At 69.5% G+C, this 14,825-nt stretch carries 17 protein-coding genes and 1 tRNA gene; 10 read left to right on the top strand and 8 right to left on the bottom strand.

The window, feature by feature from the left end; translation table 11 throughout:
* Window positions 1-17 precede the first annotated feature (17 nt).
* Window positions 18-383: a hypothetical protein gene (locus tag J2Y42_RS06220; RefSeq protein ID WP_018189344.1), complete on the top strand. Its 366-nt coding sequence runs from the start codon at window positions 18-20 to the stop codon at window positions 381-383.
* 6 nt (window positions 384-389) lie between these two features.
* Here J2Y42_RS06220 and J2Y42_RS06215 read toward each other — a convergent pair whose 3' ends face one another.
* Together J2Y42_RS06215 and J2Y42_RS06210 are read right to left on the bottom strand one after the other, a co-directional pair.
* Entirely contained in the window at window positions 390-1,319 is a 930-nt protein-coding gene (locus J2Y42_RS06215; protein WP_309855937.1) for a zinc-binding dehydrogenase, read from the bottom strand.
* 79 nt (window positions 1,320-1,398) lie between these two features.
* Window positions 1,399-1,692 carry a GNAT family N-acetyltransferase gene (locus J2Y42_RS06210; RefSeq protein ID WP_396427138.1) on the bottom strand — a complete coding sequence of 98 codons (294 nt, stop codon included), beginning with the start codon at window positions 1,690-1,692 and terminating at the stop codon, window positions 1,399-1,401.
* A 171-nt stretch (window positions 1,693-1,863) separates the two neighbouring features.
* Between J2Y42_RS06210 and J2Y42_RS06205 the strand changes: the two genes are divergently transcribed.
* From J2Y42_RS06205 to J2Y42_RS06190, 4 genes are all read left to right on the top strand, one after another.
* Window positions 1,864-2,643, top strand: coding sequence for a dienelactone hydrolase family protein (locus J2Y42_RS06205; protein WP_309855933.1), 780 nt, complete (start codon window positions 1,864-1,866; stop codon window positions 2,641-2,643).
* 13 nt (window positions 2,644-2,656) lie between these two features.
* Window positions 2,657-3,043 carry an MmcQ/YjbR family DNA-binding protein gene (locus J2Y42_RS06200; protein WP_309855931.1) on the top strand — a complete coding sequence of 129 codons (387 nt, stop codon included), beginning with the start codon at window positions 2,657-2,659 and terminating at the stop codon, window positions 3,041-3,043.
* Between the two features lie 28 nt (window positions 3,044-3,071).
* Window positions 3,072-3,144 (top strand) — tRNA-Arg (locus J2Y42_RS06195).
* A gap of 125 nt (window positions 3,145-3,269) precedes the next feature.
* Window positions 3,270-3,407 (top strand): hypothetical protein, encoded by a 138-nt coding sequence (locus J2Y42_RS06190; protein WP_018189338.1) that lies wholly within the window; start codon window positions 3,270-3,272, stop codon window positions 3,405-3,407.
* A gap of 131 nt (window positions 3,408-3,538) precedes the next feature.
* On the opposite strand, the gene J2Y42_RS06185 is transcribed toward J2Y42_RS06190, so the two are convergent.
* The gene (locus J2Y42_RS06185; protein WP_309855930.1) at window positions 3,539-4,594 is read right to left on the bottom strand and encodes a LacI family DNA-binding transcriptional regulator; all 1,056 of its coding nucleotides are present in this window, start codon (window positions 4,592-4,594) and stop codon (window positions 3,539-3,541) included.
* Window positions 4,595-4,724: 130 nt separating this feature from the next.
* Here J2Y42_RS06185 and J2Y42_RS06180 point away from each other — a divergent pair, with 130 nt between their 5' ends.
* From J2Y42_RS06180 to J2Y42_RS06160, 5 genes are all read left to right on the top strand, one after another.
* Window positions 4,725-5,648 (top strand): carbohydrate ABC transporter permease, encoded by a 924-nt coding sequence (locus J2Y42_RS06180; RefSeq protein WP_089915357.1) that lies wholly within the window; start codon window positions 4,725-4,727, stop codon window positions 5,646-5,648.
* The gene (locus J2Y42_RS06175) at window positions 5,648-6,583 is read left to right on the top strand and encodes a carbohydrate ABC transporter permease (RefSeq protein WP_309855928.1); all 936 of its coding nucleotides are present in this window, start codon (window positions 5,648-5,650) and stop codon (window positions 6,581-6,583) included. Before J2Y42_RS06180 ends, J2Y42_RS06175 begins: the two co-directional genes overlap by 1 nt.
* A gap of 50 nt (window positions 6,584-6,633) precedes the next feature.
* Entirely contained in the window at window positions 6,634-7,980 is a 1,347-nt protein-coding gene (locus J2Y42_RS06170) for a sugar ABC transporter substrate-binding protein (protein WP_309855927.1), read from the top strand.
* A 69-nt stretch (window positions 7,981-8,049) separates the two neighbouring features.
* Window positions 8,050-9,813 (top strand): beta-galactosidase, encoded by a 1,764-nt coding sequence (locus J2Y42_RS06165; protein ID WP_309855926.1) that lies wholly within the window; start codon window positions 8,050-8,052, stop codon window positions 9,811-9,813.
* Between the two features lie 17 nt (window positions 9,814-9,830).
* Complete coding sequence (locus J2Y42_RS06160) at window positions 9,831-10,622, top strand: FCD domain-containing protein (RefSeq protein ID WP_309855924.1); 792 nt, start codon at window positions 9,831-9,833, stop codon at window positions 10,620-10,622.
* Here the strand turns inward: J2Y42_RS06160 and J2Y42_RS06155 are convergent.
* The 5 genes from J2Y42_RS06155 to J2Y42_RS06135 are packed head-to-tail and all read right to left on the bottom strand — an operon-like array spanning window position 10,607 to window position 14,825.
* A complete protein-coding gene (locus J2Y42_RS06155; protein WP_309855922.1) occupies window positions 10,607-11,440 on the bottom strand; it encodes an amidohydrolase family protein in 834 nt (277 codons plus the stop codon). The two genes, J2Y42_RS06160 and J2Y42_RS06155, sit on opposite strands and share 16 nt — an antisense overlap.
* Complete coding sequence (locus J2Y42_RS06150; RefSeq protein WP_309855920.1) at window positions 11,437-11,775, bottom strand: L-rhamnose mutarotase; 339 nt, start codon at window positions 11,773-11,775, stop codon at window positions 11,437-11,439. The genes J2Y42_RS06155 and J2Y42_RS06150 overlap by 4 nt, the downstream gene beginning before the upstream one ends.
* Window positions 11,772-12,950: a mandelate racemase/muconate lactonizing enzyme family protein gene (locus J2Y42_RS06145; protein WP_309855918.1), complete on the bottom strand. Its 1,179-nt coding sequence runs from the start codon at window positions 12,948-12,950 to the stop codon at window positions 11,772-11,774. The genes J2Y42_RS06150 and J2Y42_RS06145 overlap by 4 nt, the downstream gene beginning before the upstream one ends.
* Before the next feature lie 28 nt (window positions 12,951-12,978).
* Window positions 12,979-13,881 (bottom strand): carbohydrate ABC transporter permease, encoded by a 903-nt coding sequence (locus J2Y42_RS06140; RefSeq protein ID WP_309855916.1) that lies wholly within the window; start codon window positions 13,879-13,881, stop codon window positions 12,979-12,981.
* A gap of 2 nt (window positions 13,882-13,883) precedes the next feature.
* The gene (locus J2Y42_RS06135) at window positions 13,884-14,825 is read right to left on the bottom strand and encodes a sugar ABC transporter permease (RefSeq protein WP_309855914.1); all 942 of its coding nucleotides are present in this window, start codon (window positions 14,823-14,825) and stop codon (window positions 13,884-13,886) included.

Below are 14,825 nucleotides of genomic sequence, written 5' to 3'. Positions count from 1 at the left end.
TGGCTATGCTGTGCGCCATGAGCACCAAGAGCCGCCAAGGGCCGCACCACGAGGAGACGCTCCAGCTGGGCGAGAAGCGGGGGCTCTGGGGGGCGTTCGCCGGCCTCATCACCGCCGTGCTGATCGCGTATCCGCTGTCGGCCTGCATCGCGTTCGCGACGCATCCCACGACGCAGAAGCTGTTCGGGGGCCGCCTCGAGTCCGCGTCGGCCGGCGGCTACGCCGCCTTCTGGTGGGTGCTCGCGCTCGGCTGCCTGGCCCTGCCGTTCCTGGTGGGCTTCGGGATCGCGCGCCTGTCGGCTCGCGCGGTGGTCACCATCGCGGGCATCGTCGTGCTCTTCATCATCGCCGTGGTCGTGCTGGGGCAGATGTTCGCGTTCTGAGTCGGCTCAGACCATCGCGAGGACGACCTTACGCCCCGGTGGCGCGGACTCGGCGGCCCGGTGCGCCTCCCACACCTCGGAGAACGGGATCACTACCGGCCGCGCAGTGCGCAACCCGCTGTCGGCGACGTCGGCGAGGAGCGACGCGAGGAGGCGGCGGTAGGCGGTGCGTCGGGTCGCGATGAACAGCGGGGCGCTGCAGATACGCTCCGACCGGTCGCGCGCCGCCCGGGCGAATCCGCGGACGGCGTCGGCCCGTTCCTGCCCGGCGCGTCCGGCGAAGCCCGTGCGGACGAGCACGCCCTCGCGCGCGAGCACCTCGCGGACGCGCGGCGAGCCCGTGTGGTCGATCGCCGCATCCACGCCACCGCCCGCTGCCTCGCGGACCCGGGCGGGCCAGTCGGGAGAGCCGTAGTCGACCAGCGGGATACCGAGATCGGCGATCGCGTCGCGGCTGCGGGCGGAGGCGGTGCCGATCACGGTCCGTCCGGCGTGAAGGGCCAGCTGTGCGGCGAGCATCCCGACGGCTCCGGACGCACCCTGCACCAGGATGCTGTCCCCCGCACCGGCGAGCGCGAGGGCGTGACCCGCGGTCACCCCGTCGAGCGGGAGCACCGCGGCCTTCGCCGGGTCAAGGCCCGCGGGAAGCGCGACGAGCAGCGTCGGGGCGACCGTCACGAACGTCGCGTGAGAGCCCATCCGCGGAAGCGCGGCGACCACGCGGGCGCCGACGCGCAGGCCCAAGGCGACCGACACCGCCGACTCCGTCAGGAGCTCGCCGACGAAGTCGTATCCCGTGATGAAGCCGGGAGCCGGTTGCAGCACGTACCCGCCGCGCCGGGCCAGCACATCCGTCGCGCCCAAGGAGGCGTGCGTGACCCGCACGACGACCTCGTTGCCCCGCGGGGGACGCACCGCCTCGCGGGCCTGCACCATGGCCGTCGGATCTCCGAACCGCGACACCCGCGCGACCAGACGGCTGGGGACCGCGTCTCCCTCCCCCGTCATCGGGCGGTCAGCCGGCCCGGCGCTGCAGGAGAGAAGCGCGTTCCGGGTGCGCCTCGAACCAGTCGGCCACGTACCAGCACATCGGCACGATCCGCAGCGTCCCACGCTTCTCGGTCTCGCCCACCGCGTACTCGACGAGCTGCGCGGCATACCCCTTGCCCCGGTGGTGAGGCACGGTGAAGGCCCGCGTCAGCGAAATCGAGTCGCCGAGGATGCGGTAGTCGAGCACGCCGACGAGCTCGCCGTCGACGTGCATCGCGAAGCGGCTCGCATCCGTCTGATCGCTGAACTCCGTGGCCATGTGGCCCATCGTACGTCCGTCGTGCTCCGAGGGAACCCGCGGTAGTGTGAAGGTGTGGGAACCCGACCCGCACCCGAGGGCTCCCGCGCGCACTCCGCGACCACGTCACAGCAGACCCGGCCGCCGACGGCGCCTGCCGTCCGCGTGACGTGACGACCCAGGAGCCGCCCTGTGACGAACGACAGCCCGTCGCCCGCTCTCGCCCCCGCCTTCCAGGCCCTGCTCGAGCAGGTTCCGATCGGTGAGCGTTCGGTCATCGAGGCCGAGACGGTGGCGTACGAACACGCGGGCGTTCCCCTCGAGGGATACCTGGCGCGCGACGCGCAGGCCGACGAGCGACGCCCGGCGGTGCTGGTGCTGCACGACTGGCACGGTGTCGGCGACAACGTGCGGATGCGCGCCCAGATGCTGGCGCGCTCCGGATACGTCGCGTTCGCCGCCGACCTCTACGGCGCCGGCGTACGTCCGGCCGGAGACGCGGCGCCCGCAGAGGCGGGCAAGTATTACAACGACCTGGCGCTGCTCCGCGCCCGGGTCGCGGCCGGTTTCAGCTGGCTGCAGCAGCATCCCGCCGTCGACCCCGCGCGCCTCGCCGTCATCGGCTACTGCTTCGGGGGGACGGCCGCGCTCGAGTTCGCGCGCACGGGCGCCCCGGCGCGCGGCGTCGCTTCGTTCCATGGCGGCCTGATCGCGCACGACCCGTCCGATGCGGCGCAGATCGCCGCATCCCTCCTGGTGCTGACCGGCGGCGACGACCCCGTCGTTCCCGACGAGGCGGTTGTCGCGTTCCAGGAGGAGCTGCGGGGCGCCCCGCACGTCGACTGGCAGGTCAACACGTACTCCGGTGCGCCGCACGCGTTCACCATTCCGGGCACGGACCGATACCGTCCGCTCGCCGACGCTCGCAGCTGGCGGGCGCTGGTCTGCTTCCTGGACGAGGTCTTCCGGTGAGGAGGACGCGCTGATGGAGCATCCACTGCTCTTCGAGGAGGGCGATGCTCTGGTGAAGCGCATCCGAAGCCTCTGCCTGGGCCTGCCCGAAGCCGTCGAGACGCTGAACCACGGCCGCCCCTCGTGGAAAGCCGGCGAGAAGGGCCGAGCGTTCGCCGTGCTCGGGGCATCGATGGACCGCCCCGACACACTCGTATTCAAGCCGGATCCCGCGGAGGCGCCGGCCTGGCGTGAGGACGAGCGCGTGTTCGTCCCGAAGTACTGGGGCCCGAGCGGCTGGCTCGCCATCGACCTCGACCGGAGTGCCCCGGACTGGTCGGAGACCTTCGAGCTGATCGAGACGTCGTACCGCCAGGTCGCCCTCCGCCGTCAATTGGCGGTCTTGGATGCCGTCATGTAAGCTCGTATCCGGTCCGCGTGCGGGTCATGCGCCACTAGCTCAACGGATAGAGCATCTGACTACGGATCAGAAGGTTGGGGGTTCGAATCCCTCGTGGCGCACTGTGTTTCTACACACACCACTGGTTGAGACAGTACAGAAGCCCCGGCTACGGCCGGGGCTTTTCGTTTGCCCGGGCGTCCGTTCGCGGTGAGCTTCTATGATGCAGGTGTCGAGAGGGGAACCCATGGCGAGGCACCGGCACGAGGACGAGGCGAGCGAGCTTGCGGAGGCGCAGGCCGCGGCGGCAACCGAGGCGACCGAGACCGACGACGACTTCGTGGATGCGGACGAGTCGCTCGAAGCGGACGAAGAGCCCTCGTAGCGGCCCGCTCGTAACGTCGGAGAAAGTGGCCGAAATCTCCGACGGACCGCGGTGCGGATGGAGATTCGGGGGCGGTCGGGCCGGATCTCCGACGGTGGGGGCGGGATCTCCGACGGTGACAGGGCCGTGCGTCAGGCGGGAGGCGGCGGGGCCGCCGTGCTCGCGCGCACGACCAGGCGTGTGTGCAGCACCGAGGAGCGCACCGGCTCGGGCCGCGCTTCGATCTCGGCGATGAGCAGTTCGAGGGCGCGGCGGCCGATGGCCTCGAACTCCTGGTGGATGGTCGTCAGCGGCGGCCAGAACGAGTCCGACTCCGCCATGTCGTCGAACCCGACGACGCTGACGTCCTCCGGCACGCGCCGGCCCGCCTCGTGCAGTGCGCGCAGCACGCCGAGCGCCATCTGGTCGTTCGCCGCGAACACGGCCGTGATCTCGGGGCGCGCGGCGATCTCCTGACCGTGCCGGTATCCGGCGGCAGTCGACCAGTCGCCGCGGAAGACCTCCGGGACCGGCGCGCCGGCCTCTTCGAGCGTCCGGCGCCACGACTCCTCCCGTCGTGCGGCCGAATACGAGTCCCCCGGGCCGGAGATGTGCCAGACGGTCCGATGGCCGAGGTCGAGCAGGTGCTGGGTGGCCTGCCGCGCACCCTCCGCCTGGTCGGTGTCGACCTGCGGATAGTCGGAGCGCTCGGTCGAGTCGACGACCACGACGGACAGCCCGGACGGGAGCTCGACGTCGGCTCGATCGACGATGTGCGCCTCGATCACGACGATGATGCCGTCGACCGCCTGCTCGAGCAGCCGGCTGAGCGCGACGCTCACATCCTGCTGTGTCGGGCGTTCGACCGGGACGACCGTGATCGAGTAGCCGGCGGTCGCCGCGGACACGGCGATGGCGTCCAGGGTCCGCATGTTGCCGTAGGACGACAGGGTGAACATGACGACGCCGATGTTGCGGAAGCGGCCGGACCGCAGCGCCCGCGCCGCCCGGTTGGGGCGGTAGCCGAGCACCTGCATGGAGGCGAGGACGCGCTGACGCGTCGTCTCCTCGACGTTGGTGAGGCCGTTCGCCACCCGCGAGACGGTCTGCGTCGAGACCCCTGCGTGCGCCGCGACATCGCCCAGCGACGGACCGCGTTTGCGTGCCGCTGCACGGGCGGACGGGGATTCGGCGAGCGACTCTGCCATGGTCTCCACTTCTCGGTGTTCAACACGAGTGTTCCACACGACCTTGCATCATGTTGACGTGAACATGTTAGAGTAGCCGCCACGATGTTGACGTAAACATCCGCACACCGATCTCGAACCCAGGGAAGACATGACAACGACGTCCCTCACGCGGGCCACCGCGCCCGGCACCCCCCGCCGCGGCCGCCGGTCGCGCCGCGACTGGCGCGGCTGGGCTTTCGTGGCCCCCTTCATGGTCGTCTTCGCGGCGATGATCATCGCGCCGGTCGTCTACGCGATCTACCTCAGCCTTTTCCGCCAGCAGCTCATCGGCGGCAACGCGTTCGTCGGCCTCGGCAACTACGTCGCCGTGTTCCAGGACGAGAAGTTCTGGGCATCCCTCGGCCGCGTCTCGCTGTTCCTCGTCGTGCAGGTGCCGATCATGCTGGTCCTCTCGCTGGTCGCCGCCCTCGCGCTCGACAGTGCGCGACTGCACGGCGCCGGCTTCTTCCGCATCGCGCTCTTCCTCCCCTACGCCGTGCCCGGTGTGGTGGCCGCGCTGATCTGGGGCTTCATCTACGGCGACCAGTTCGGTCTGACCGCGAGCATCAACCAGCTGCTCGGCACCGGGCTCGCGCCGCTCAGCGGGCAGTGGGTGCTCGCCTCCATCGGCAACATCGTCACCTGGGAGTTCATGGGCTACAACATGCTCATCTTCTACGCGGCGTTGCGCGTCATCCCGACCGAGCTGTACGAGGCGGCCGAGATCGACGGTGCCGGAGCGTTCCGCACCGTGTTCAGCATCAAGCTCCCCGCCATCCGCGGCGCCCTCGTGATCGCGACGATCTTCTCGATCATCGGCAGCTTCCAGCTCTTCAACGAGCCGAACCTGCTCAAGCAGCTGGCGCCCAACGCGATCAGCAGCTACTTCACCCCGAACATGTACGCCTACAACCTCTCGTTCGCCGGCCAGCAGTTCAACTACGCCGCGACCGTCGCGATCGTGATGGGCGTCCTGACCGCCGTCATCGCCTACGTGGTGCAGCTGCGCGGCACGAGGAAGGAGGCCCGCTGATGGCCACCCTGACCGACACCCGCAGCACCCGCCCCCGCAAGGCCCCGTCCCGTGCCGCCGCGCGGGTCCGGGACGGCGCGTCCTCCGGCCGCCGCATCCGCAAGTCGCCGGTGCTGACGATCGTGATGGTGCTCTTCGTCATCTACTCGTTCGTGCCGCTCATCTGGCTGATCGTCAACGCGACGAAGACCCAGCCGGACCTCTACTCGTCGTTCGGGCTCTGGTTCGGCAAGGACTTCAACCTCTTCCAGAACATCGCCGACACGTTCACCTACCGCGGCGGCATCTTCGTGCAGTGGCTGGGCAACACCCTGCTCTACGTGGTCGTCGGCGCCGGCGGGGCGACGCTGCTCGCCACGGTCGCCGGCTACGGCATGGCCAAGTACAACTTCCCCGGCAAGCGGGCGGTGTTCGCCGTCGTGCTCGGAGCGATCGCGGTCCCCGGGACCGCCCTGGCCGTCCCCACGTTCCTGCTGTTCAGCCAGGCCGGGCTCACCAACACCCCGTGGTCGGTGATCCTGCCCTCGCTCATCAGCCCGTTCGGCTTCTACCTCATCTGGACCTACGCGAGCGAGGCCATCCCGACCGAGCTGCTGGAGGCGGCGCGGATGGACGGGGCAGGCGAGTTCCGCACGTTCTTCACCATCTCGCTGCGGCTCCTCGCGCCCGGCATCGTCACGGTCGCACTATTCGCGATCGTCGCCACCTGGAACAACTACTTCCTGCCGCTCATCATGCTGAGCGACCCCACCTGGTACCCCCTCACGGTGGGCCTCAGCCAGTGGAGCGCGCAGGCGACCGGGGTCGGCGCCCAGCCGATCTTCAACCTCGTGATCACCGGATCGCTCATCACGATCGTCCCGATCGTGGCCGCGTTCCTGGTGCTCCAGCGCTACTGGCAGTCGGGTCTGGCCGCCGGAAGCGTCAAGCAGTAACCCCATCCCCCATCCGCAATCTCATTCCACGAAGAAGTGAAAGGAAGCTCATGAAGAGCACTCTCGCGTCCCGGCGCATCGCCCGGGTCGTCACCGCCGCGGTGGTCGGCGCCGTCGCCGCCGCCTCCCTGGCCGCCTGCTCGGGCGGCACCTCGTCCGGCGGCGGAAGCGCCTCCGACATCGACGCGGCCCTCAAGCAGGGCGGGACCATCACGTACTGGTCGTGGACCCCGTCGGCGGAGGCCCAGGTCGCCGCGTTCGAGAAGGAGTACCCGAAGGTCAAGGTCAAGCTGGTCAACGCCGGCACGAACACCACCGAGTACACGAAGCTGCAGAACGCGATCAAGGCCGGATCGGGCGCCCCCGATGTGGCGCAGGTCGAGTACTACGCCATCCCGCAGTTCGCCCTCTCCGACTCGCTCGTCGACCTCAAGCAGTACGGGTTCGACAAGCTGCAGGACGACTACACCCCCGGCCCGTGGGGCTCGGTGAACGTCGGCGGCAAGCTGGTCGGCCTCCCGCAGGACTCCGGCCCCATGGCGATGTTCTACAACAAGACCGTCTTCGACAAGAACGGCATCGCCGTGCCGAAGACGTGGGACGAGTACGTCGCGGCCGCGCAGAAGCTGCACGCCGCCGACCCGAACGCCTACATCACCAGCGACTCCGGCGACTCCGGCTTCACCACCTCGATGATCTGGCAGGCGGGCGGCCGCCCGTTCAACGTGGACGGCACCAAGGTGTCGATCAACCTCCAGGACGAGGGCACCAAGAAGTGGACGGGCACCTGGGACAAGCTGGTCGAGGGCAAGCTGCTCTCCAGCGTCCCCGGCTGGAGCGACGACTGGTTCAAGGCGCTCGGCAACGGCTCCATCGCCACGCTGATCACCGGCGCGTGGATGCCCGGCGTGCTCGAGTCGTCGGTGAAGGACGGCGCGGGTCAGTGGCGTGTCGCCCCGATCCCGACCTATGACGGCAAGCCGGTCAACGCCGAGAACGGCGGCGGCGGCCAGGTCGTGCTCAAGCAGAGCAAGAACCAGGCTCTCGCGGCCGGCTTCCTCAAGTGGCTGAACAACGACGAGGACAGCATCAAGGTGTTCCTCGAGTCCGGCGGCTTCCCGTCGACCACGAAGGACCTCAACTCCTCCGAGTTCCTCGCCTCCGCCCCCGAGTACTTCGGCGGCCAGAAGATCAACGAGGTGCTGGTGGACGGCGCCAAGAACGTGTCGACCGGGTGGCAGTACCTGCCGTTCCAGGTCTACGCGAACAGCATCTACGGCGACACGGTCGGACAGTCCTACACGTCGAACTCCAGCCTCAACCCCGGCCTGCAGGCCTGGCAGAAGGCGCTGGTGGAGTACGGCAACCAGCAGGGCTTCACGGTCACCGGCAAGTAAGAGCAGTACCTCCGTGGCCGGTCGCGCACGCCGCGGCCGGCCACGGCCTTCCCACCTTTCAGGAGAACCATGACCACCTTCGAGATCGCGGGCGATGACTTCGTCCTCGACGGCGAGCCGTTCCGCATCCTCTCCGGAGCGCTGCACTACTTCCGCGTGCACCCGGACGACTGGGCGGACCGCATCCACAAGGCGCGCCTGATGGGGCTCAACACGATCGAGACCTACGTGCCGTGGAACGCGCACGAACCGCGCCCCGGCGAGTGGCGTGCGGACGGCGCGCTCGATCTCGCCCGGTTCCTGAAGACGGTGGCCGACGAGGGGATGTACGCGATCGTCCGCCCGGGGCCGTACATCTGCGCCGAATGGGACAACGGCGGTCTGCCCGCGTGGCTCTTCACGGATCCCGAGGTCGGCATCCGCCGGTCGGAGCCGCGGTTCGTCGCCGCGCTCTCCGCGTATCTGCGGAACGTGCTGGACATCGTCCGGCCGCTGCAGGTGACCGAGGGCGGCCCGGTGCTGCTCGTGCAGGTCGAGAACGAGTACGGCGCGTATGGCGACGACAAGGAGTACCTGCGTCAGCTGGTCGAGGTCATCCGCGGCGCCGGCATCACGGTGCCGCTGACCACGGTCGACCAGCCGCAGGACGACATGCTCGAGAACGGCTCGCTGCCGGAGCTGCTGAAGACCGCCTCCTTCGGCTCCCGTTCGCGCGAGCGGCTGGCGACGCTGCGTCGGCACCAGCCGACCGGTCCGCTGATGTGCTCGGAGTTCTGGGACGGCTGGTTCGACAGCTGGGGCGGTCACCACCACACGACCTCGGTGGAGGAGTCGGCGGCCGACCTGGATGCGCTGCTCGCGCTGGGCGCATCCGTCAACCTGTACATGTTCCACGGCGGCACGAACTTCGGCTTCACCAACGGCGCCAACGACAAGGGCGTCTACCAGCCGATCGTCACCAGCTACGACTACGACGCCCCGCTCGACGAGGCGGGCGAGCCGACCGAGAAGTTCTGGGCGTTCCGCGATGTGATCGCGCAGTACGCGCCGGTGCCGGAGCTCGAGCCGGTCGCGGCCGCGGCTGCGCCCGCGTTCACCGTGCCGTTCGGCTCCTCGGTTCCACTCTGGTCGGTCGCCGACAGGCTGGGCGAGTGGTCGCACACGGACTCGCTGCCGACGTTCGACGAGCTGGGCCACTACAGCGGTCTCGGCCTGTACCGCACCGAGATCGACACGACCGAGCCCGCGGTGCTGGAGTTCGGTGAGGTCCGCGACCGCGCGTACGTCTCGGTCGGAACCAGCCGCCTCGGCGTGCTCGCCCGCGACCACCACGACTCGGCCATCGCCCTCTCCCCCAGCCGCGGAACGCTCACCGTGCTCGTCGAGGACCAGGGCCGCGTCGACTACGGTCCCCGCATCGGCGAGCCCAAGGGACTCATCGGCCCGGTGCAGCTCAACGGCGAGGAGCTGCGCCGGTGGAGCGTGCTCCCGCTCGAGCTGTCGTCGCTCGCGCCCGTGCGCGATGCCCTCGACGCCGCGGGCGCCCAGACGCCCGAACGTCTGGCCGGTCCCGTGTTCGCCCGCGCTGTCTTCGGCCTGGACGAGCCGTGCCCGCTCTTCCTCGACACGACGGGATGGGGCAAGGGCGTCGCCTGGATCAACGGCTTCCATCTCGGCCGGTACTGGACGCGCGGACCGCAGGAGACGCTGTTCGTCCCGCGCGGCGTCCTCCGCGCCGGCGCGAACGAGCTGATCGTGCTGGAGCTGGAGTCCGCCGCCGAGGCCGTCGCCGCCTTCGTGCCGGAACCGCGTCTGGGCCACACGGAGGTCTGAGCGCTAAGGTCATACCTATGGCGACCGACTCCGACGCTGCAGCCCGGCTCATCCCGCAGCGGCTGCCCGCCGCGCGACTGGGCGTCGCCGTCGTCGCCGAGCTCGTCGAGATCATCGTCACGGGCCAGCTGAAGGAGGGCGACCTCCTGCCGCCGGAGGGCCCGCTGAGCGAGCACTTCGGGGTCAGCCGCACGGTCCTCCGCGAGTCCGTGAAGCGGCTGGAGGAGAAGGGCCTGGTGATCGTGTCCCAGGGCCGCGGCACGCAGGTCCAGGCGCCCGGCTACTGGAACATGCTCGACCCGGTGGTGCTCTCGGCCCTCATCGACAACGACGAGAGCCTCGGCGTGCTCGATGAGCTGACCGTCGTGCGCGCGAGCCTGGAATCGGCGATGGCGGGCGCTGTCGCCCGCTCCCACACGGCCGACGGACTCCGGCGCCTCGAGAACGCGCTCACGGCGATGCGCGAGAGCGAGTCGGAGACGGACTCCTTCCGGCAGGCCGACGTGGTCTTCCACTACGCGCTCATGGAGATCTCCGGCAACCGCCTCGCCGAGAACATCGCCAAGCACCTCTACAAGAGGGCCGTCGAGTCCAGCCGGTACCAGGGCATCAACCCGCCGGACGCCGTTGCGTTGACCCTGGACGAGCACGCGGCCATCGTCGAGGCCATCGCCAGCGGGGATGCGGCCGCCGCCGAGCGGGCCATGCACGATCACATCCACATCTCGTGGGAGCGTCGCCGGCTTCCGGATCACGCGCCCGGCGCCCGGCCGGACCAGGCGCGCGAAGAGGTTCAGGCGAGCGAGTAGACCCGGACCGCGTTGCCGCCCAGCAGGGCGTCCTGCTCTGCCGGAGACAGTTCGGAGACCAGCGTGTCGAACGCCGCGCGCCACGCGGGAGCGCCACCGCCGAGCTCGGCGAGCGGCCAGTCGGAGCCGTAGAGCAGGCGGTCGGGACCGAACGCCTCCAGCGCCGTCGAGACGATACCGCGAAGGTCGTCGGCCGTCCACGTGCCCGACACCAGCCCCGACGTGAGCCCGGAGACCTTGGCCGAGACGTTAGGGAGGGCCGCGAGCGCACGCAGCCCCGCCTCCCATCGCGACGCCTCCGCGTCCTCGGCGAGCGGACCGCCGAGGTGGTCGAGCACGAACGAGACGCCGTCGTTGCGGGCGGCGACGCGCGCCGCCTGCTCCAGCTGCCAGTCGCGGATCACGAGATCGAAGACCAGCCCTTCGCGACCGAGGGCGGCGAGACCGGCGGCGGTGTCGGCGCGCAGCATCCACTCGGGGTCCGGGTCGATGTGGGCCAGATGCCGGATGCCGACGACCGGAATCGATCCCGCACGCACCTCATCGAGCTGGGCGCCGACGTCCTCCGCGAGGTCGACCCAGGCGACCAGGCCCGCCACGACCTGCGGGTCGCTTCGCGAGAGCCGGACGCTCTCCTCGAGGCTGTTGCTCGCCTGCACCAGCACGGCGCGGTCCATCCCCGTCGCCGCCAGCATCCCCTGCAGGTCGTCCGTGCCGAAGTCGCGGTCGATCGCCGGCATCGTGACCGGATCGATCCAGTCCTGCGGATCGGTGGAGCGGTCCCACAGGTGCACGTGCGCGTCGATCCGGTCGGTCATCGCAGGTGCCACACTTCGTCGATCGGCTGCCAGAGGGAGCCCGGGTCGCGTTCGTCGGCGATCCGGACCTGGCACGGGTCGGTGTGGGTCCACCACTCCTGCGACACCGGGTCGTCCGCGATCCGCTGCATGTCGGCGGCGTGATCGTCGCCGACGTACTCGTAGTAGGCGAAGAGGATGTCGCCGAAGACGAAGATGCTGTAGTTGCGGATGTTGCACTCGGTCAGCTTCGCCTCGACGCCCGGCCACACGGCGCTGTGCAGTTCGAGGTACTCCTCGCGCTTCTCGGGCCGGACGCCGACGACGAAGGCGAAGCGCTGCGGCTCGCCGCTCACGAGACCGGCCTCAGCGGCACGGTCGGGTCGTCGATGACATCCGGCTCGGCCACCAGCCGCAGTGCGGCGCGCTCCGGGCGGATGTGCGGACCGGTCGCGGGAGGAGCGGGCGTTCCGCCCTCCCCCGTCAGCTTGGCCTCGTCCACGATGATGCCGATCCCCGGGCGGTCGCCGAGGACGATGCCGCCGTCGTCGAACTCCTGGTCCACGTCGAGGCCGACGGGGAAGGAGAGGTCCTGCACCTCGTGCGTGAGCAGGTTGGGGATGGCGGCGGCGGCATGGGCGGCCGGGTTGGTGTTGTAGGTGACCGGGCTCACCGGCAGGTCGTGCCCGTGGGCGAGGGTCGCGACGCGGAGCAGGTGCGTGATGCCCCAGACGTTGCCGACCTGGACGACATCCACCGCTCCGCTGTCGAGCAGCGGCCGGTACTGCTCCAGGCCGGTCAGGTTCTCGCCGCTCGCCACGGCCGCGCGGATCTTGCCGCGCAGCGAGGACATGCCCGCCGCATCCCATCGGCGCAGGGGCTCCTCGATCCAGGTGAGGTCGAGGCGCTCCTCGATGGCGCCGACATAGCGTGCGGCCTGCGCGTGGTTCCACGACTCGTTGACGTCGAACATGAGTGCGGGATGCCGTGAGTTGCGGCTGAGGATGTCGCGCAACAACTCCAAGCGCGGGAGGTCGCGGTCGAGGTCGCGGCCGCCCTTCAGCTTGCCCGCCTTGAACCCGCGGTCGGCGAACCGGCCGTAGAGGTCGGACAGCTCGTCGTCGGTCAGGCCGTACTCGAGTCCGGAGGCGTACCCGGGCACGAACCGCTCGCGCGCACCGAGCATCCGCCAGAGCGGCTCGTCCGCCGCCTTCGCCTTGAGGTCCCACAACGCCATATCGATGGCGCCGATCGTGCCGAACGTGGTCCCGGAGTGGCCGGCCTTGAACACCCAGTCGAGCATCCGGTCGTAGAGGGCGACGACCGATCGGGGATCTTCCCCCTCGACCGCCGGGAACACCCGGGCGATGTCGGCATGCGCTCCGACCCCGACCCCTTCGATACCGCTGTCGGTCTCGATGAGCAGCACGGGGACGGGCGTCGTGTTGCCCGTCTGCACGCCGTTGACGTCGCCGGTGACCCGGCCCCAGTCGTGGACGGTGCTCAGACTGCGATAGCCCGTGATCTTCATCGGTGGTTCTCCTTCGGTGCGGACGTGCTCATTCCTTGGTCCCTCCCGCGGTCATCCCCGAGACGAGGAACCGCTGCGAGAACAGGAAGACGATCAGGACGGGCAGGATCGACACGATCGTCGCCAGCGCCAACGTCGGCAGCTGGACCGAGTCGGAACCCGCCGAACTGGGGTTGAAGGCCGGGGTCGCCGACAGCAGCGAGGTCAGCCCGACCTGGATCGGGTAGCCGTCGCTCGAGGGGAGCATGACGAACGGCAGGAAGAAGTTGTTCCAGTTCTGCACGAAGCTGAAGAACGCCACCAGCGCGACGATCGGAGCGGCCAGCGGAAGTGCGACCCTGGTGAACACCTGGAACTCGGTGCAGCCGTCGATCCGCGCGGCTGCGAGCAGGTCGCGCGGGATGCTCGTCGAGAAGTAGATGTACGTCAGGTAGACGCCGAACGGGAAGAACGACATCGGCAGGATCACCGACAGCGGACTCCCGATCAGGCCGACGCTGTTGAGCTCCAGGAAGATCGGCAGCACCAGCGCCGTGCTCGGGATGAGCATGACGACGAGGGTGAGCACGAGCAGCGCCTTGCGGAGCCGGAACTCGGTCAGCGCCAGCGCGTAGCCGGCCGGGATGCTGACGATCAGCGTGATGATCAGCGCGCCGATCGAGTACAGCGCCGAGTTGCCGATCCACAGCGTCACCGCGCCGTCCTGGAAGCCGAACAGCTGGTTCCAGTTGGCGACGAAGTCCGACCACGAGCCGATCGAGAACGGGTTGGCGACGATCAGCGCCTTGGACGACTTGGTCACCGCGAAGAGCAGCCAGACGATCGGGATGGCGAAGAACAGCACGAAGACGGCGAGGATGACGCCCGCGATGGAGCGTCCGCTCCAGCCGCGCAGACTGGCGCGGCGGCGCTCTGCGGTGAGTGCGGTCATGGTCATTCCTTCTCGAACAGGCCGCCGCGGGTGACGAACACCCAGGACAGCAGGAGCGCGACGATCAGCAGCAGCAGTGAGATCGCGGCGGCGCCGTTGAAGTCGTTCTGCTGGAACGCGTACTGGTAGGCGAGCTGGTTGAGCGAGTAGTCGTTGGGGACCACGGCGTTGCTCGCCTGGCTGAGCAACTGGGGCTCGACGAACAGCTGCGTGCCGGCCGCCAGCGACATCACCCCCATGTACGCGATCCACTTGCGCAGCATCGGCAGTTGGATGCGGAGGGCGATCTGCACGGCGTTGGCCCCGTCGATGCGCGCCGCCTCGATCACGTCGGTGCTGATGTTGTTGAGCGCGCCGTACATGATGACGATCCAGCCGCCCGCGCCCGTCCAGAACGCGATGATGGCGAAGATGGCAGGAAGGTTGCCGGGCTGGATGACTTGCACAAAGCTGTTCAGGCCCATCAGCCGGAGCAGTCCGCTGACCGGGCTGGCCGTCGGGTCGAGCACGAACAGCCAGAGCAGGACGCTGGAGGCGCCGGCGAGCGCCCCCGGCAGGTAGTAGATGAACCGGAGGCTCGTGCTCGCCCAGCGCACGCGCAGGGCGTGGACCACGAGCGCGAGCAGCACGACGAACACCACCAGGCCGATCAGCCAGATGACGAGGTAGATCGTCACGTGCAGCACGGCCGGCCAGAACCGGAAGTCGGTGACGACCGTGATGAAGTTGTCGATGCCGGCGAATCCGCCGTCCGCCCGGGTGAAGGCGAGCAGCACCGCGTACAGGGCGGGCAGGATGCCGAAGGCGATGGCGAGCAGGGCGTAGAGCGAGACGAAGACGTAGCCGATGGGCGTGCGTCCCGGTGCCCGGCCGCGAAGCCGGGCCGACCGCCGGCGCTCAGGGGCGCCGGCGGCCAGCTGGTCGCTCGGTGGAGCGAGGGTCAT

Source organism: Leifsonia sp. 1010 (assembly GCF_031455295.1).
Taxonomy (GTDB): Bacteria; Actinomycetota; Actinomycetes; order Actinomycetales; family Microbacteriaceae; genus Leifsonia.
This window is presented reverse-complemented; position numbering and strand designations above follow the sequence as displayed.